This window comes from Bordetella trematum (assembly GCF_900078335.1).
Classification (GTDB): domain Bacteria; phylum Pseudomonadota; class Gammaproteobacteria; order Burkholderiales; family Burkholderiaceae_B; genus Bordetella; species Bordetella trematum.
On the sequence record NZ_FKBR01000022.1, the window covers coordinates 1 to 17229 of the forward strand.

15 protein-coding genes and 1 pseudogene are annotated in these 17229 nt (G+C 63.3%); 1 reads left to right on the forward strand and 15 read right to left on the reverse strand.

Annotation, left to right across the window (positions count from 1 at the left end; genetic code table 11):
* Positions 1-673 (reverse strand): annotated as a pseudogene (locus A7V84_RS10865) (hypothetical protein); the annotation flags it as partial.
* 119 nt (positions 674-792) lie between these two features.
* Here A7V84_RS10865 and A7V84_RS21105 point away from each other — a divergent pair.
* Positions 793-1338 (forward strand): hypothetical protein, encoded by a 546-nt coding sequence (locus tag A7V84_RS21105; protein ID WP_127070874.1) that lies wholly within the window; start codon positions 793-795, stop codon positions 1336-1338.
* Here the strand turns inward: A7V84_RS21105 and A7V84_RS10870 are convergent, their stop codons facing one another.
* The 14 genes from A7V84_RS10870 to A7V84_RS21110 are packed head-to-tail and all read right to left on the reverse strand — an operon-like array spanning position 1339 to position 17195.
* Entirely contained in the window at positions 1339-3924 is a 2586-nt protein-coding gene (locus tag A7V84_RS10870; RefSeq protein WP_147297403.1) for a hypothetical protein, read from the reverse strand.
* Positions 3900-6407 carry an LPD3 domain-containing protein gene (locus tag A7V84_RS10875; protein ID WP_082832905.1) on the reverse strand — a complete coding sequence of 836 codons (2508 nt, stop codon included), beginning with the start codon at positions 6405-6407 and terminating at the stop codon, positions 3900-3902. The genes A7V84_RS10870 and A7V84_RS10875 overlap by 25 nt, the downstream gene beginning before the upstream one ends.
* Positions 6404-8575, reverse strand: coding sequence for a hypothetical protein (locus tag A7V84_RS10880; protein ID WP_063491371.1), 2172 nt, complete (start codon positions 8573-8575; stop codon positions 6404-6406). The genes A7V84_RS10875 and A7V84_RS10880 overlap by 4 nt, the downstream gene beginning before the upstream one ends.
* 2 nt (positions 8576-8577) lie before the next feature.
* Positions 8578-9195 carry a virion core protein, T7 gp14 family gene (locus A7V84_RS10885; protein ID WP_063491372.1) on the reverse strand — a complete coding sequence of 206 codons (618 nt, stop codon included), beginning with the start codon at positions 9193-9195 and terminating at the stop codon, positions 8578-8580.
* The gene (locus A7V84_RS10890; RefSeq protein ID WP_082832906.1) at positions 9195-9605 is read right to left on the reverse strand and encodes a GNAT family N-acetyltransferase; all 411 of its coding nucleotides are present in this window, start codon (positions 9603-9605) and stop codon (positions 9195-9197) included. Before A7V84_RS10890 ends, A7V84_RS10885 begins: the two co-directional genes overlap by 1 nt.
* Before the next feature lie 11 nt (positions 9606-9616).
* Positions 9617-11878, reverse strand: a complete 2262-nt coding sequence (locus tag A7V84_RS10895) for a phage tail protein (RefSeq protein WP_063491374.1) — start codon at positions 11876-11878, stop codon at positions 9617-9619.
* Positions 11878-12465: a phage connector family protein gene (locus A7V84_RS10900; RefSeq protein ID WP_063491375.1), complete on the reverse strand. Its 588-nt coding sequence runs from the start codon at positions 12463-12465 to the stop codon at positions 11878-11880. The genes A7V84_RS10895 and A7V84_RS10900 overlap by 1 nt, the downstream gene beginning before the upstream one ends.
* 12 nt (positions 12466-12477) lie before the next feature.
* Positions 12478-12765 carry a hypothetical protein gene (locus tag A7V84_RS10905; protein ID WP_063491376.1) on the reverse strand — a complete coding sequence of 96 codons (288 nt, stop codon included), beginning with the start codon at positions 12763-12765 and terminating at the stop codon, positions 12478-12480.
* Positions 12766-12769: 4 nt separating this feature from the next.
* A complete protein-coding gene (locus A7V84_RS10910; protein WP_063491377.1) occupies positions 12770-13216 on the reverse strand; it encodes a Bbp16 family capsid cement protein in 447 nt (148 codons plus the stop codon).
* 56 nt (positions 13217-13272) lie between these two features.
* Positions 13273-14286 (reverse strand): major capsid protein, encoded by a 1014-nt coding sequence (locus A7V84_RS10915; RefSeq protein ID WP_063491378.1) that lies wholly within the window; start codon positions 14284-14286, stop codon positions 13273-13275.
* Positions 14287-14304: 18 nt separating this feature from the next.
* Positions 14305-15051, reverse strand: coding sequence for a hypothetical protein (locus A7V84_RS10920; RefSeq protein WP_063491379.1), 747 nt, complete (start codon positions 15049-15051; stop codon positions 14305-14307).
* A complete protein-coding gene (locus A7V84_RS10925; protein ID WP_025517530.1) occupies positions 15035-15340 on the reverse strand; it encodes a Bbp19 family protein in 306 nt (101 codons plus the stop codon). The genes A7V84_RS10920 and A7V84_RS10925 overlap by 17 nt, the downstream gene beginning before the upstream one ends.
* Entirely contained in the window at positions 15337-16986 is a 1650-nt protein-coding gene (locus A7V84_RS10930; RefSeq protein ID WP_063491380.1) for a portal protein, read from the reverse strand. Before A7V84_RS10930 ends, A7V84_RS10925 begins: the two co-directional genes overlap by 4 nt.
* Positions 16986-17195: a hypothetical protein gene (locus A7V84_RS21110; protein ID WP_127070876.1), complete on the reverse strand. Its 210-nt coding sequence runs from the start codon at positions 17193-17195 to the stop codon at positions 16986-16988. Before A7V84_RS21110 ends, A7V84_RS10930 begins: the two co-directional genes overlap by 1 nt.
* Positions 17196-17229: the final 34 nt, after the last annotated feature.

Sequence of the window (17229 nt, forward strand, 5' to 3'; positions counted from 1 at the left end):
GCCCGGACGGGTCTGCCCCATAATCAACTACGCTGACCGATTCCCTCATCTTGTCTTGGAAGGTCCGGGCAACAGCGCCAGAGCCAGATTGCAGGAACCAGCCGAACCCACCGCTCACCCCGGCGATTGCTCGATCCACGTACTCGCTCACGAACGAGAACATGGAGCGGCGGTTCACCGCATCGGTATCGGTCTGGGGGTCGCCCAGGTTCGTGATGCGATTGCCGCGCGCGCGATAGGCGCCCTGGCCGTCGATGTCATCCCGGCCCAACAACAGCGCACGTAGTCGGCTGCCTGGCCCCCATCCGAGGATGGCGGCAAGTTGCTGACAAATCATGGTCAGCTTGTCCAGCGCCTTCTCGTGGGCACGCTCAGGGAATGGATCGTTTCGCTGGTAGGCGGTCTCCTGCGTGATCGGCACCAGCCGTTCACCACGCAGGGTCAGCCCCTGAGGGTGGGCAATCCGCGTGATCACCGCCCCGCCGCTTGCCTGGCCAGCGCCTGTGACGTCGTAGTCGGTCCCCATTTCCAGGTCGGTGCTCGAATCCGACGCCTCGTTATGGAGCCAGACGCGGAGATCGGGTGCAGCCAGAAAATAGAAGGGCACCGGAAAGGACGTTGTGGCGCCATCCGTGGCATAGCTGAATGAGGAAACTTCGGAGGAAACGGTCATGGCACGCAATCCGGGGGAGACTGCATGCCATGGTGCTCACGCGCGCGCGTAGAGTTCTGCGAATTACGGGCACTCTTCAAGCGCGCTATAGTTTGTCAACCGCACTCAGGAATTGGGAAATGAAGGTTCTCTCAGCAGCCATGCTGACGCTGGCTTTTGTCATACCGTCTTGGGCGGATCAAGCACTTCCGGCCCCGCTGCAAGACTGGCGCTCTGACTCAAAGCGCACTAGTTCAGGGTGGTGTTTCTACTCCAGCCAAAAATCGCCACACCTTTCATTGCAGATCAAGGAAACGCCGGCCATCGTTCCTGTGTTGGACGTTGTCGAAAAAATGAACAATGAGCGCAAGGCTGCCGAGGCGTACTTTCGTGGCCGTGGCGTTACGCTGAACCTGCCGCGCTTATCACATAAATCAGAGGGTTACTGGGTTCCAACATCCAGGAAATCGCTTGCTCTCGTGCTCTCCGACAACACACCCTTGTTCAAAGTGGTTGCCTTTGAGGATGGCTCGGATAATCCATACACGATCGTTTTGGCCTACTCACCTCCACTCGAGCCTGGTGCCCGCGCCATTCCGACACCAGTAGAAAAAGACCAAATGCATAAAACGGTTGTGGAAGTGCTCCAAAATCTGGAGCACTTGGATCATTGCGGAGCCTCATAGTCACGAACCAAAAGCTCGCTCAAAGTCCGGCCCACGCTGCGGCGCCAGCTCCCCCGGCTTCCAGTAATACTGCTGACCGAACTCCCGCCGGGCGCGCCGTTCCATCCGGCGCAGGTAGCCCGGCGAGGCAAGCTCTTGCAGTTGATTGAAGATCAGGCGATCCGTGGCCGCTTTGGTGTACCAAAGGTTGGCGAAGGGGGTTTTCCCCTTGAGCAGTTGCACGGCTGCAGCGCCCGAGGCGTCCCTGCCCTCCCCGGTGCGCTGGATGTTGCCCATGGTCGCCCGCATCAGCGTTTCCATGTCGCCCAGGATAGGCCCGCCGACAACCCCGGCCAGGCTGCTGCCGAATTGGGTGTAGTCGGCGAACAGGAAGTCTCCGTAGATTCCCAGGGCGCCGCCCTTCATAAACGACTGCCCCCAAAAGCGCGGGTCGCGCATATCTCGGGGGTCCCGCCCGCTGGCCACCTCATTGGCCTGTAGAGCGAGCGCTCCAAAAACCGTGGTCAGCCCTACCAGGGCTGCGACATAGCCAGCCTTCCCCGCCACCGAGGCCTGCCCAAATGCGCGCTGACCATGGCGCATCATCATGGAAATGGGGAAGCTCTTGAACTGCAGTGCAGACCTGTATAGCTCCGTCGGGAGACTCCCGCGACGCTGGCTGAAGCTTCCGTACATAGCCGACCGCTCCCGCGCGCCCGGTTCGACCACTGCCATGTTGACCTCGCCCTCAACCACCCCCATCAATCTGGTGGCTGCGCGTTCTCGAAGCGTGGTCGTAGAGATCCCCTGCTTGGCGGCCAGCGGTGCCAACTGGGCGTCCGTGAGCCGGTAGATGCTCTCCGCCGTCAGCACGGTGTCGCCCAGGCCCCGCCAGTCTTCTGGTTGTGCCAGCTTCCAGACGCTGAACTCGGCGTCGCTGATGCCATAGCTTTGAAGGGTGCGTGCCAACCGGGCATCGCCGTTCGCCGCGCCGCGCGCAGCGAGCGTTGCCAGATCGTCAGCGCTGCGCGTCAAGCTGCCCAGGCTATCCATCATGACTGTGCCGAAAGCCTGCTGCCCCGCGCGGGTGACAGCGTTCATCCCGGACAGTTTCATGACGCCAGCGGCAAAGCCCTGCGCATGCCTGGCAAATCGGCCCGTCACCCGACTGTCTTGGGAGAGCCCGTCAACGCCCCACCTATTGACAGAGCCCAGGAACTGCTGGATTCCCAGCCCTGCGCGCAACGCTTGCCGGCGGTCAGCCGCCTTGGCTGGGTTGAGAGTCCGCAGCTCGTTCATGAAGACACGAGTGACTGGCATGCCGTTGTAGATGGCAGTGAGCGCCTGAGTGCCAATGTCGGTAATCGATGTGATTACGGCCGACCCCAACTTGGAGGCCACATTGAGCGCACGATAAGTATCGAAACCCTCCGCCAGCGCTTGGCTGCCAGCGGAGCTCTTGGCCCCTGAAACCTCACTGTAGAGGGTTTCCAGCTTGGCCAGCTCTGCCTCAATCTTGCCCGAATCAGCAGGGCTCGCGGCGACCATCTCCTTTCGCGCGGAATCCGCCCAGTAGCGCATCATCGCATTCGGATTGGGGCCCATGGTTTCCACCAGGGCGATGTCACGCGCCATGCGGTCGACATAGCCGATGATTGTCTGGAACAAGGGCGTGTCTGAGTACCGCTGCTGGGCCTCGATATAGGTCTCGGCATCCCGGTAGTGGATCTGCCGCTCCTGGCTGCCCCGGTTGGCTCGCATACCAAAACCCGAAGGCTGCCCCGGCTCCAGCTTGTTCGCGCCGTTGGTGGCTATGCTTTCCCAGGCATGGCCAAGGAACTCCGCCAGCTCGGCATCCGTCATCAGCGAACCGTCCACGTTGGAGTACCGATTCCGGTCGACCCAGGCCAGATGGTCTTGCACCCAGCGCTCACGCCCCGCAAGTGCCGCCAATCGCTGGCTATGAGATTGAGGCATGCCCCAATCTTCCAGGCGGCCGATGTTCCCTCCACTGCGGTTGAACCGCTCGCGCAGCCGATTGGCCATACTCTGAAAACGCTTTGCAGCCAGTGCGGCATCAGCGTTGCCCGATGCTTGCCCCTTTAATTCCCGAACCAGGGCCAGGATGCCCTCTCGATCCGCGAACAGCCCCATCATCCGCCCCTGCAAGGCATCAAACACTTCCAGCACCTCCCCCAGGGCCTCGTTGCGAATCGCGTTCGCTGTGCTTTCGATGGAGATGGTGCCACTCTTGCCGTCGCTGTAAAACGCCAGCATGCGGCGCAGCGCTTCAATCGGTGTATGGGGGGAGTTGGCGATGTAGTTACTGATGGCGTCATGCCGCAGAGCGGTGAGCGCGACACGCCGGCGCTTCAAGGCGGCATCCGCTGCTACGTCGCGGGCAGCCCGGTCGGCGGCGGCCATCAACCGCTCCGACTGGCTCATCCCTAGCCAAGCCTGACGGTCCTCGCTCGCGAGTCGGTGCATGGCCTGATTGATGCGACCCTCGATGCCCTGGGCCTCAGCCTGGGTGATCGGGCGTCCGAGCACCTGAGATACAGCATTCACGCATTCGGTTCGCATCACATCCCCTTTGTCAGAAAGCAAGTCACTGCCGCCTTGAGCGTGTCCGCCTTGGCATATTTCAGTTCAGCATTGGCCTCCGCCAACGCAGCGCGCAGAGAGAGGTTCACGACCTCCCCGTCTGCGATCTCGATCGGCACGACGAGATCACCCTTCTCATCGAGCAGCGCAAGGCCCGCCTGGGTTTCCGCGTCGTCGGCCAGCGCAATGGCCCGTTTCCCGGCGCCACCCTGGCCGGGCTGACCACCGGCATCCGCGGCATCTGAGGCTGTGACGGCATCAATGCTCGTCTCGCCGGGTTGACCGCGCGCCGTCGCAGGCCTGACAGATGGGGACTCGCCGGGCCCACGAATGGCACCAGAATTGCCCTCTGCCCCACTTTGCGCTACATTGGTTTCGCTGCTCTGCAGCACGGATGCCCCGCTAACTTCCTGGATCGACCGCTGGTCCCCAGGCGCGGGGCTTTCGTTTTTCCACAGCTCGAAATGGTCGTAGTACCGCTTGCCGGTATTGCTCTCCCGGACCACAACCCGGATCTCGGCCGGCATCCCATCCACCTCGATCGGCGCGTCATAGAAATGCGCGGCCTTCACGTTCTGCCTCCCGGCGCGATCAGGCCCGGACCACACCGGCTCAGCCTTGCGGATGACATCCTCTATCCGAAGCGCAGCGGCCGCCACGGCCCGGCTCACTGTGCCGGAAAGCGAATGCTTGATGCCTTGCCACGGAATGGATATCTCCGATCCGTCAGCCTCGTTCACAACCGTTTTCCCTGCGAAGTTCTCCCGGGCAAACTCCCTGATTCTCGGCAAGCTGTCGGCCATAGGCCCCGTGGCGAACTCTGGCAAGGTGATCCGCACGGGCTCGATAAGTGGGGCCGCCTCGCCAGAGTCATCGATCAGGCGGCCACGCCCCGCCGGCGGCCGGGAGTCGTCTACTGCTTTGCTCGCCCGCCAGCCTGAGTCCCCCATCCATTCCTTGACCCTGGCCAGGTAATCGCGCGTCTCTTTCGCGGCGGGCTCCTGGCCGCGCATGACCCAGCGCGCCTGGCGCGGTCCGCCGTTGTAGTCGGCAATCATGGCGTCAACGTTCCCGCCATACTGCCTCTTCGTGTCACTCAGGTACCGGCCGGCCGCATCAAGCATCTGCAAGGGGTCGGTGGGGTCAGTGACGCCGTACTTTTCCAGGTTTTCCGGCATGAACTGCATCACGCCACGCGCGCCGGCCGGGCTGGTCTGGTTGCTGTTGCTCCGCTCCCCCGCGTTCTTCAGGGCGTTGATAAGCCCGGCAGGCAGTCCGTGGCGCTCTTCGACCAGCGCCGCATATTCGTTGAGCTCAGGCGCGTCGTACCGAAGCTGCGACCGGTCAGAGACGGGCAGCGCTGCAAGCCTGTCGCCAGGCGCGTATCGTGCCGCCGGCGGAAGCTCCAGGCCGTACTCAGCCAAGGCGGCATCTTGGGCGCCGCTGTCCCGCGGACGCGGCACGAACACCGCGTCATCCAGTCCTGCCTGAGAAACGTCGACCGGCTCGCCCGCCAGCACCTGGCGCATGGCCGTCTGCATGCCTTTGTCATGTGCATTGGCGGCCGCCGGATCTGCTGGAACCCCCGGGGCGGTGTCGATGGCGGCGTGCTTGGCTGCTCGAGCGACGAGCGCCGCATCAATTGCAGGCTGCTGAGCCCCGCCAGCCAGGCCACCCCGAGCCCCAAGCGCAGCGAACCCTGCGCCCAGCAGCCCCTCTGCTGTGAGAGCAGCGGCCTCCAGAGGCTGATACTGCTCAGCCATGGTCTCGTATCCGCCTGACTTCAGCAGCTGGTAGGCTGCCCCGCGCTGGGCAATACCCATGCCGATATTGGCGCCAGCTCCATAGGCAACGTTGGCACCATAGTAGGCTCCCTTGCTGAGCCCTACCCCGCCCGCAGCAAAAGGAGCTGCCAGCGAGCTGTATCCGATCGCGCCCGGCATCAGGACGCCAGCCCCGATGGTGAGCGCCTCCGTATAGCCGATGTTGGCGGCCGTATTGGGGTCGACGCCCTGCTCCACCATTTCCAGATATTTGCTCCGGCCTGAAGCTACGCCGGCCGTCGCAGCGCCAGCTGCCAGCGCGCCAGACGCAGCGCCGCCGCTGGCGACGGTTGCTGCTGCCCCGACGCCAGCCTGAGTCACGATTCGGCTGATCTCGAACATGGCCTGACCGGCCATCCCTGTGCTCAACGGGTCTGGCCTGTATTGTTTTGCCCACGCATCTGCCTGATCTCGCAAGGCAGAAAACGGGTTCCATGGCGTGACACCTGTGACGGACTGAACCGCATCGAGGACAGGCTGGTAGGCTCGTGCGGCCAAGCCTGCGGCCGCTCCCTCGACTTGGGCCACGCCAGTGATGGCGCCCTGCGGAACAGCGCTCACAACGCCAGAAAGAACTCCTGGATCTGCAGCACCAAGAATTTCATCTGGGGTTCTTGCTGCGGCCCGAAGAGTCGACAGCCGTTTGCGGTCGGCCGTCATCATTGCTGAACTCCCGCCATCGCATCGGCGGCGGGGTTCGGAATGAGGTCCCCCAGCTGCCCGCCGAACTCATCCCGACCCGCGTCATTGTCTGGAGTCATGGTGATAATCACCAAGTCCTTACTCTGCGGGTCAAGCACCGGCATGCCCCCCAGAGTCAGCGCGTATGCACCGGCTCCGACACCGATCAGCCCAACGCTCGACATCGAGCGGCCCATTTTCTCTTGCATACCGCGCGCATTCAGCTCGCGAAAGACGGCCGTGTTGGCTCGGGCCATGAAGTCGCTTTCGCTCATACCCCACGGGGCCTGAACCCTCCCGTTGCCATGAAAATCCACCGTCTGGCCAAGCACGGCGGTAATGGCCTGGCTCAACCGGTCCGAATTCACATCGGGCGATAGGTCCCCTTCCTGAGCTGCACGCCCGAGGTAATAGGCCTTCACGGCGTAGGCGTCATGCAGGAACTCCGAGGCCGAGCTATCCCCGGCTGCCACACCCCGGTAGAGGTCTCCCACCTGATCGGCAATGGCTTGCGTGAACTCGTCATCCTTCGGAAGCGGATAGCTCAGGCTGCCGACTTTCCCCCCAGCCTTCAAAATTTCATCCCCTGCGATGGCGGTGGCCACCACGTCACCAGCGGACTGCAACACGTCCGGCGAGAACCAGTTCCCCTGGAGCTTTCCCTCTTCAAGGCTGCCTGACAGGCGGCCAAGCCTGGCCAGGAAAGGATCCGCGCCATCGATCTGATCCATGATCCCCTGGTACGTGTCGTGCTCTCCGGCCGCCCAGTAGAGATTGCCCAGCATGCGCTGCTTCTCACGCGGGGATGCGGCCTTGAAAGTCTCGGTCAACTGCTCGGCCTCAGCGGGCGGCAGTGGGCGCATGTTGACGGCGCCCGCGGGGTGCGAGCCCTGCAGCCCTCTGATGGCGTCAGCACGATCGCGCAAGACTGGACCAATCTGGGCTGCGCCATCGGGGGTGCTGAGCAGACGCATGTCCAACGCTGGGGAAGCCACCCCAGCCCGCCTGGCAATCCATGACAACGGCTGATCGCGGCGCAGGGCGCCGTCGGCCTCAACAGCCTTCTCCAGCCGATCGAGATTCGCCTTATCCGTGGAGTTGCCGCCTCCTCGCTCAAGCTCAACGCGCCGGCGCTCGATGAAGGCCTGCTGGTCCGCCGGCGGCATGCGTAGGACCTTCTGCACGTCCTCAAAACCGGCCATGCGCTCCCGATAACCAGCCTCAAACTCAGTCCCCATGGTCATTCCTGCCCAGCGCACCATGTCCTCTGTCTTCGGCGGCAGACCCGAGGCAATCTGTTTGTCCATCTCCCCCAGTGCGCGCCCTGCCCTCGCCTGGATGCGATCCGCCTCTACACGATCCCGATTGTCGAGGCGGTCGGCCTGCGTGTTCGCCCTGGTTCGAAGCTGCTGAATGCGATCAGCATCCAACTGGCGAACCCAGTCGAATCCGACCGGCATGGCCTCGCCGCGAGAGCCTGCCTCGAAGGCGGCCATTGCACCTCGCGGATCACGGTCGATCGTGGCTGCCCCTGCCGCGTATGCCAGGGCGGCTTCTGATTCGCCCAGCAGCTTGGCCTTGACGGCATCGGGTAGGCTGGACGTCTGCAAAGCAGCCACGCGCGCGGCGCGGCGCTCCCGGTACTGAGCGGGATCCAGAGCGATCGTGGCTGCATCAGACTCCATGCCGGCCTGATACTGCGACGTGATGAAATCGCGCTGGCTACGGGCCTCGAACTCGACAGCTCGCTGACCGAGATAGCTGCGCTGCCGAATCAACTGCTCGCGGTAGAACGGCCTTGCATTCTCCGGCGCATTCTCAAGCGCCTGTGCGCTGTAGTCGTCAAACTCCTTGATCAGGCTGGGGGTGAACCCTGGAGCGCCAGGCGCAGCTGCCGTCTGTAGCTCATTGAGCCGCTGCAGCCACTTAATCTGGTCATCGCTGGCCGCCTTCGAGACCCAGGCTGTATCCTGCTCGCGCTGCAGCCGCTCGGAAGCAGTTCCGATCTGCCCAAGCCCTGCGGCCAGGCCGCCGACTGTCCTGCCGCGCTGATCATCCACCGCGACCATGGGCGCGCGAGCGGCAGGCATACCCAGCTGGTGGGATTGGCGCTGCTGGCCAACCTGAATCGGGATTCGAGAAGTCGCCATGGTCACCCCCAATACCGAGACACATCACCGACGCGCAAGCCTGTGCCGGAACCCACTCGAAGGCCGGCCCCAGCAGCGCCTGTGGTACCTGACGAAGCGGCTGCCGCGCCGCGGCCCAGGCCATACCCAGCCGCCGAAGTCAGGAGCGAGGTGGCTGCCCCGAGGTAACCCGCTTGGCGGGCATTGCGCCCGGATGCGCGCAACGTCTTTGCCGTGTAGCGCTGCATCGCGCCTTCCTGCTCGTAGGCATTGCCCTGGAGGAGCGCCTGGTAGCGTGTAGTCAGGGCGTCCATTTCAAGGTTCTGGGCAGACTGCTGCTGGAGCAGCAGCGCCGATCCTGTTGTACCGTCGAGGCCGGACTCGGCAACTGCTGCGCGCACGTCCCCCTGCTGCTGGGCGTTGCTGCGCCGCTGGGTGAGTTCGTTCTGCAGCCCTGCGTCGTAAGCCTGCCGGGCCTGGATATCGGCGATCTGCGCATTCCGATCTGCAGCATCCGCCTGCTGTGAATAGCCGGCGGCCTGGGCATTGCCCTGCATCACAGAGCCAATGGCCCCGACGCCACCTGCGACAGCGGAAATTGTCCCGGCGTTGGCCACAAGAAAAGCTGAAACTGGATCCATCACTTCACCTTTGCATAGAGAAAGCAATCCCTGCCATCCAGGGTCGCGGCCCGCATGAGGCCTTCCCGCTGAAAGCCCAGACGCTCCGCCCAGGCAACGGCCGCCGCATGGTTCACGTCGACCGTCATTTCGATGCGCCGCCAGGGTGCGCTATTCACAACGTCGCGCGTTACCCGATGAATAAGCTTGAATTTTTGAAGAGCAGCCCCGGAGAACAGCGCCCAGGCCATGCCGCGCTGGGCATGCGCTTGCACGATGCCGGCGCAGGCGATGACCCGGCCCCCGTCGAGGGCCGACCAAGCCACCCCCTGGGCGCTGGCCAACTGGCGGGCGTGCTCGACATCGATCATGGGCAGCGCGAAAGCCTGGGCATCTTGGAGTTGGACGGCCTGCACATGCTCGGCCTGCAATCGAACAATTCTCATCGGTCCTCGCTGGTACTGACGACGGGCATCAAGGCGACGATCGTGACCGGAAGCGGCTGGTCGTTCGTGTACCAAATCTGCGCGCCACGCTCATATCCACCAGGCCACGGCATCGGCTCACTGTCGCCGGTATAGAGCGGGGGGGCTTTGCCCATAGGCTGAGATGGCCGCCTGAAATTGAGAGTGTTCGTCTTGTCGCGCGAAGGCCCCATGTTCCCGCCCAGGCTGCGCAGCATGCGGACGATGACATTTGTGATCCGCTTGATCTTTCCTTGAGCCGTGCCAGCGCTGGCGCCAGCCTCGATGCTCATGGTGGCCATTGCGCAGGCGGTAGGCAGGCCAGCGTGGGCTACCTGCGCAGGAAACTGCAGGCTGACCCGACCGCCGGTGACGGTGCGCCGGGGATGCGCGGCGCCATCCGTCAGGATGTCGATTGCCTGCCCCTCCAGGTGATCCAGGCCGCTGAGCTCGTCCGTCTCCGGCCCGCGATACGTCAGTCCGCTGTCGACATAGAACGCCTCTGCCTGATCCGCTTCATGGGCGAGCGGCGCGCGCAGAATTTCGACATACCGCACGACCGTCCCATTCACTTCCCTGCGGACGAGCAACCACAGATCATCCGCTGCCCCATCGGGCGCGGGCATGCTTTCGACGGCCTCGACATGGCCGTTCAGCATTGGGTGCGGGTGCCAGGCATACACATCGCTACGCCCGGCCTCCTGGTCATAGGTGCAGCCCACCAGCAGCCCGTCAGCGCGTGCGATCCAGATCACCGAGTCCGGCTCCTGCTGGTAGGCCATGTCAACAGCCCCGCTCTGCAGGATATTTGCGGCCAGCTTGGTCGTGTCCGACGAGGCAAAGTTATTGGTGTCGTAGCTGAACTCATAGTCGCGCAGCTTTCGCCCGGACGTCTGGATGAACAGCACCCGGCTGCCGACCTCAACCGGCTGGATCGAGCGCGACCCGTACGCCGTTCTCCGCTCGGCCCGAATATTCGCTGGCCCAACAGCCTGATTGGACTGTATCGGGCCGACAATCCACTCGTCGCCGTCCGTGCCGATCATGAGGTCATCAGACTCAACCAGCCAGACAGCACGGTTGATCTGCCGCGCGTTCAGGCGAAAGACAATCGCAGAATCCGTTTCCTGCTCCCCACCCTCCGTCTTGGCGGCGAAGTTCTCGAAGTCCGCGGTCACTGACATGGCACCAGTCCGGCCGCTCATGAGCACCAAACGCTGCCGCCAGAACGCGCCATGCTCGGGCCATCCATTCACGTCAGAGAACAGGCTGAATGCCCACTTGGACGAGCCTCCCGTTTTCAGGTCCTCGGGCAAGCGCTTGATGATCGTGCCGGATACAGTCCGTGCGTCAATCCTGGACTCGATTTGCACGATGCCATACCCGGCGTGCAGGAACTCCCATTCCACACCGATGGGCCCGAGCTGATCATCAGCGATATCGATGCCGTCCCCATCCCAGGCGCGCCCGCTGGTATGCACAGGAGTGACGTTGCCGGAAACCGCCGCTTCGCCATCCCCCGTCGCCGTGCACAGGTAGACACGGGCGTCGACCCTACGCCGGAAATCGACGTTCACCCGTTTGTGAACCGCCCAAGGTTTCACGGCCGCCAGATCCGCGCTCTCGATGAAGAACAGCGTCCCGACGTGCCCAGGCTCGAAGATGTCCGAACTGGCCGTCAGCGTGACCGCTCCGGTCTCAGCGTCGGCCGTCACTACCGCGGCCTTGTCGGTGTTCACGTCATCAAACGGCCCCTCCGAAAAGGTAGCGCGCTGCAGCACGAATTCATCCGCCGCGCGGCGCAACAGCTTCCGTGGCTGGTGTCGACGGTGGAAGATGTACATCGTGTCCGCGCTCTGCACGACGCGGATCCCGCAAGTCCCGTCCTCGCTGGTCAGGTCTTCGGCCGTGTATGGCGTCTGGACCTCCACAGGAGTGCCGTCAGCCACCAACAGCCCTCGGTTGGTGTAGAACCGGATATAGCCAGGCCCGATCTCGAGCATATAGGCAACGCGCTCAGAGACCTGAAAGCGCACCAGCCAGCACCGGGCAGCATGATCCTTCACCCCGAAGATGAACTGTGTGCCGCCTCGACGGACCAGCGGCCCCTGGACGGACGGCAGGAAGTTCTCGAGCACAGCACAGCCGTTGAAATACTTGGCCAGATCCGTACGGCCGGCCAGCATCGGACTCAGGAGGCCGCCGTCGAATGTGTTCTGGATGGGGGTGTCTTTGGCCATCAGTAGCGACTCTCCAGCCAAGTGTCATCGGAAATGGCCTGGGCCGGCCGCTCGATGGCGTTCATTCGCCGCGCGTCAGCCACCGCCACCGCGTACTCGTCAGCAGCCATTTGCTTCTTGCTGTTCGAGTTGGTCAGCGTCTCGCAAGCCTCAAACGCCAGCTTGCACGCGAGCGCCTCGACAAACAGCGCATCGAAGAGGTTCGGATCCTCGACCCGGCGGGCATAGCGAATGCGCAGCGGGCCGGCCTGGTTAATCAAAATCCGGCCGCCTTCGATCGAGTACCAGGCGTCCAACTGCGGCCGGGCACGACAACCCCGGCCGTTCACCTCAATCAGGCGAAGAAAGTCAGCAGGCAGCTGATAGTGATGGGAGAACCCGAAAAGCGGCGCGCTGGAGATCGCTGGCAGTTCCGCGCGAGCCTTGGAAAAGTGCCACAGGTTCTTGCGCAGCTCTGCATCGCGAACGATCCCGAACATGGATGACAGTGTGTTCGACGCCTGCGAATCGTCATCCAGAGAAATGATGCGCCCTGCACCAAGCTTGGTGAGGGCGCGGTTGGCGATGTCTACGAGGGAGACGGCCATAGCATCAGTCCATCACGGCAAGACTTGCTCTGCGCCAACCGGAGTCGGGTTCTCCGAGGCGGACTTCTGGCCGCTTGCCTGGCGCCCTGGCTTGCGGCCCGTTTCGTTTCCCGAGGCGGAATTCTGATCGGAGGAGTCGACCTTCTTCATCCACTTGCCCGGTTTCCCATGAAACGTGAACTCTTCGCCTTTCTCGATCATGCGCATGACACGGCGATTGGGAGAAGAGTCGGCCCGCTTGCCAGGTTTGATGTCATCCGCCGGGATCTGTCCCCGTTCCAGTGCGATGTAGCGGGTCATGGCGTCACTCCACTGTGTAGCCAGACGCGTAGTCGCGGTTAGCCTGGACATCCTTGACGATGAACGCGGAGAACGCGCCAGCAGTAAGCGGTCCGGTGCTGACGGAGAAACGAACGCCGAGATAACGCTTGTAGTCGCCGCTAGCCAGCCGGGTCCGAACAAGCGTCGCACCAGCGGTGAGCGCCGACAAAGCGAGCGCGCCGGACGAGAAGTGCACAGTCGGCGACGTCATGCTCGGAGCTGCGCTGGATTCCAGAGTAATCGTCACGGTTGCCGCGCCAGCAGCTGCGGCGGTCTCGTCGGCCTGAACGACCAGCCACACTGGCTCTCCCGCGCCAATATCCTGGATCGGGTTCTTGTTGGAGGGATTGAGATCAATGACGTTCGTCGAGACGGCGGTGGCGGTGATGGCCTGGCTGTCGGAGAACTCGTTGGATTTGTCGAGGATCATGGTGTCTATCTCCTGTGATCGATGCGGTTGCGGGGCGCCACCTGACGCCCCTGCGATCAGGCGGTAACGCGCGCCTCGGTGTTCAGCAACTGGTCCACCGTACGGATGGGGATGCCGAGGAAGGCGGTTTCGAACTGACCAGCCGCCTCACGGATGGACAGCGCGTTGTGCGACTTGTTGAGCGCCATCTTGTCGAGCGCCGCACGGATGGTGCGATTCACGTAGATGCGCGGCTGCACGTTGCCAGACAGGCGCGGCAGCCGGTGTTTGAGGTCAATCAACAGCTCGATCAGCTTTTGATTAGCCATGGTGCCGGTGCCGGAGCTGACGTCCGACACGTCGATGTTGGCCAGGCGAGCGACGTAGCGCCAATCCTTCACCACCAGCCCGCAATCCCACTTGAACAGGTCCGCATAGGCGCGGTAGCGGTTGTTGTTCTTGTCGAACGCATCGATTTCGCCCAGATCCTGATGGACGAGGCCGGCCTTGGAGTTCTTCGGATAGATACCGAAAGCAGTGGTTTTTCCCCAGCCGATCAGGTAAATCGAGGTGTTGTCACTGCCGGAGCCCAGTCCATCCACCACATTCTGAGCGCTGGGCGAGCTATTCGGGCCAGCCATTTCGTTGTAGCGAGGCTGCAGGCCAAAGAACTGCTCGGGGTCCACCGAGGTATCACCGTAGAGGAGCGCGGTGCAGAACTCCTGCCCCATTGCTTCAATGTGCGTGGACGCCTCATCCATCCGAAACGACGCCGGATCGTTGGCCATGCGCACGGAATCCACGTCAGGCTCGCTGCGGGACGTCAGTTGGCCGCAAGTGTCATCGACCTGAGCGGTGGTGCTCTTCGAAACCGGCACGCCGCCGTACATCTTGCGCCAAGTCGGTTTGGGCAGACCGGTACGGATGGTGCTGCGGTTGCCGGTCGGAAGATTGCCTTCCACCCAGGGGATGTCCTGAATGATCTCGTTGGTCTGCGCCAGAAGCTCAGCCACATCGGCGGTATCACCGTTGGGGTCGAGCCGCTTGGCGACGTCGATAATGCTGAGGGATTGGTTGCCGATGGTCGCCATCGTGCTCTCCTTGGTGGGTTACTTGGACATGCTCGGGAACATCCGAGCGGCGCGGGCGGCGTCAGGATCAGCCGGAGCTGCCGCGCCGCCGCGCTCGCCGCCCTCCGGAGCCAAAGTTCCCTCGCCCAGGTGTTTCCCGATGCGATGGAACAAACGGAACGTCTCCGCAGCGCCTAGGGCGCTTTCGATCTTTTCCAACGTGGGGCCGGCGTCTTCCCCCTGGCCCACGAACGCCCGAACTGCACGGCGGCCAAGCTCCAGGTTGGCGTCGTACTGCCCGCCCCATTCTTTGCGCAGGGCCGCCACATCGGCCTCGCCCTGCTGCTGCCGCGCTAGGTCGGCCGCCTGCGCCTGTTCGGCCTGGTAGGCGTTCCACTTTTCGGCGAGCGCCTGGGCTTGCGCGACCGGAACACCGGCTTCGTGCATCCATTTGGCAGCCTCGATGGCAAACGCGCCGTCTTGACCTTCAGGCACCGGCAGCTGATAAGCCTCGGCCGACTCCGGGATGACAGTCTTGCCCTCCAGGTCCTGCAGCGCCTTCAGCGCATCGCCGGGACTCTCAAATCCCTTGCCATCGAGAAACGCCTTCAGGCCATCGTCCTGGATACTGTCGCGCCAGGAGGGGGCAGTGGTCTGCGGTTCTGCGGTCGGGGGGGTGGCGGCGCCAGTGTCCGCAGCCGGCGCGCCACCTGCGGGCGGCGTATCGGGATCGGCGGCCTCGCGCAACAAGCGCGTGAGTAGGAAACGTTTATTCAGGGCGTGCATGCTCTCGCTCCATCAATTGGTAGATGTCTTGCTCGCTGAGGTTCAGGTAGTAGGCGAGCCGGTTAAAGACCTCGCGCCGGCCCTCGGCCTGCAGAGAGGCATGAGTGTCGACCGTGCGTGTGACGGGTGAAACAATCGTGATCGACTCTCGAACCCGGCAGAACTTGGCCAGGTCGGCCATAACCCGCTGGCCTGCCTCGGTCAGCTGGCCACGGTCATCCAGAAAGGCACGCCGGTATGCGACACGGCGGCCAAACATCAGTCGAAATCGCAGGGGAATCATGCTCATATGCGTGCGCTCGATGCGTTGACGGCCGCTGCCGTGAGGTCCTTGGCCGCGCCAGCGGCAACCGGCGCAGCCTCCAGAAGCTGGGCGGCCTGCTGCTGCTCGGCAGCAGCCTGATCCATTGCCCCTACTTCCTCCTGCGTGCGCAGGTACTTCTGCGGGACACTGAACACGTCGCCCAGGCCGCGGACAATCGCCTCGGCGTTCATCGCCCGGGCCGCGTTCGGGTCTGCCTGAATGAATGGCGCGGATGCTTCGGCCCAGCGCAGGACATTGGCGCCCTCGTCGGCGCGCATCGCCTGGTTCAGCGGGCTGTTGTATTCAATATCGACCAGGCCGCCCTCTTCCTCGAGTTCAGGAGGCATCGGCGGCAAAACGCCGGCGTGATCGAGGATGTCCAGCTCACGGCTGATCTGCGCGCCCAGCTGCTCAGACTGCACCCGCCCCATGGTCGGCCCCAGCAAGATCCCTTTCTCCTGAGCACGCTGCAGCACCTCGGTAGCCGTCATCTGGTGGTTGTCGACCAGGATCTGAAACAGAGTGACGTAGAAGGCCAGGTTGATGGACTCGCGCTTTTGGTTGGCGTAGTCCATACCCATGGGGACGTTTTTCCCAAGGTTAAGCGGCTGGATCAGCGGGGTTCCATTCGAATTCATGTACCCGAAATTCAGTGCCCCGGCCCGCAGATCAAACGCCTCCAGCGCGCCGTCGTCGGGGAGAATCAGGGGCGGGTCTACCGCCTTTTCAGCCCCCTTGATGTTCGTCTTCTCCATGCGGTTGAGCATGCGGACATCAGGCAGCGCCTCCATGGCGGGCGAGTAGCCGTAGGCTGAATCGTCAGCGTCGTAAAACCGGCCGATGGCCACAGGAAAGACACGAAACCCGCTGTGCTCGACGATCTGCGTCTCAGCATCCAGAGGCAGCCAAACGGACTGAATCGGCATGTTGCGGCCGTCCACCTTGCCGTGCTCGCGGTCCCGGCGCGGCCGAATGGCATGCAAGAAGTCGAACCGCCGCTCAAGATCGTTGCGGTCGATAGCGTTTCGAATGAACAGGGGCAGGTTGCCCGTGCCCCATTTCTCGGCGGCCTGGCGCGCCGTCAGCGTCCATAGAATGTGGGCCTTGTTCACCACACCATAGGCGTCCTCGGCGAACCAGAGGCGATTCATACGCAGGTTGCGATACCGGATGCCCTGCCCCAGCACCTCGTCCACCATCAGCCCGCCCGCGCCATATGCGCCGTAGCCGATATAGCTGGCGCCCGATTGCGAAGCAAAGTTGGCACGCCAGCGGTACCGGTGGGCGAAAAGCGCGTCCGTCACCTGCTCCAGATACGCCTTGACTGCCGGCAGGTCGCGAAGCTCCGGATTGGCCACCGTCAGGCCGTGCCATTTCTGAGTGCGCGGGGTAATCATCGAGTCCATGGCGGCCGCGAAGTGACGCAGTGCCAGGATCGGCGTGGAGTCGAACTGCTCCTGCGTGCGTTTCTCCCCGGGGCTGTTTGCGCTGGCCTGGGAGAACTTGCGATAGCGCGGCAGCGCAGCTTCCGTCACCTGGTCCCACTGGGCCTCAAACGACTGGCGCGTCTGCTTCATGGCCTCATGGTCGGCCAGCACTTCGCGGATCAGGTCGACGTCCTGGTTGTCCATCAGGCACCCAGCAGCGTCTTGGTGGCCACGGAGCCCGGTCGGGCGGCGGCGTCGGAGGTCAGGATCGTGGAGGCGGTACCGCGTTTGCGACGGACTCGCTCAGCTTCGGCCTGGCCAGCGGCAGCAGCGTCCGTAGTCGCCGGCGGCGCAGGAGGCGGGGCCGGATCGGGGATGCTCGGGGTTTTGGGTTTGGAGATGAGGCTCGACATGGCAGCACCTGATTAACGATGCCGCCAGTTTGTC

Bases quoted from the DNA above. Each gene is read 5' to 3' on its own strand.
- A7V84_RS21105 (WP_127070874.1), top strand. From the start codon at position 793: ATGAAGGTTCTCTCAGCAGCCATGCTGACGCTGGCTTTTGTCATACCG.
- A7V84_RS10875 (WP_082832905.1), bottom strand. From the start codon at position 6,407: ATGATGACGGCCGACCGCAAACGGCTGTCGACTCTTCGGGCCGCAGCA.
- A7V84_RS10880 (WP_063491371.1), bottom strand. From the start codon at position 8,575: ATGGCGACTTCTCGAATCCCGATTCAGGTTGGCCAGCAGCGCCAATCC.
- A7V84_RS10885 (WP_063491372.1), bottom strand. From the start codon at position 9,195: ATGGATCCAGTTTCAGCTTTTCTTGTGGCCAACGCCGGGACAATTTCC.
- A7V84_RS10895 (WP_063491374.1), bottom strand. From the start codon at position 11,878: ATGGCCAAAGACACCCCCATCCAGAACACATTCGACGGCGGCCTCCTG.
- A7V84_RS10900 (WP_063491375.1), bottom strand. From the start codon at position 12,465: ATGGCCGTCTCCCTCGTAGACATCGCCAACCGCGCCCTCACCAAGCTT.
- A7V84_RS10905 (WP_063491376.1), bottom strand. From the start codon at position 12,765: ATGACCCGCTACATCGCACTGGAACGGGGACAGATCCCGGCGGATGAC.
- A7V84_RS10910 (WP_063491377.1), bottom strand. From the start codon at position 13,216: ATGATCCTCGACAAATCCAACGAGTTCTCCGACAGCCAGGCCATCACC.
- A7V84_RS10915 (WP_063491378.1), bottom strand. From the start codon at position 14,286: ATGGCGACCATCGGCAACCAATCCCTCAGCATTATCGACGTCGCCAAG.
- A7V84_RS10920 (WP_063491379.1), bottom strand. From the start codon at position 15,051: ATGCACGCCCTGAATAAACGTTTCCTACTCACGCGCTTGTTGCGCGAG.
- A7V84_RS10925 (WP_025517530.1), bottom strand. From the start codon at position 15,340: ATGAGCATGATTCCCCTGCGATTTCGACTGATGTTTGGCCGCCGTGTC.
- A7V84_RS10930 (WP_063491380.1), bottom strand. From the start codon at position 16,986: ATGGACAACCAGGACGTCGACCTGATCCGCGAAGTGCTGGCCGACCAT.
- A7V84_RS21110 (WP_127070876.1), bottom strand. From the start codon at position 17,195: ATGTCGAGCCTCATCTCCAAACCCAAAACCCCGAGCATCCCCGATCCG.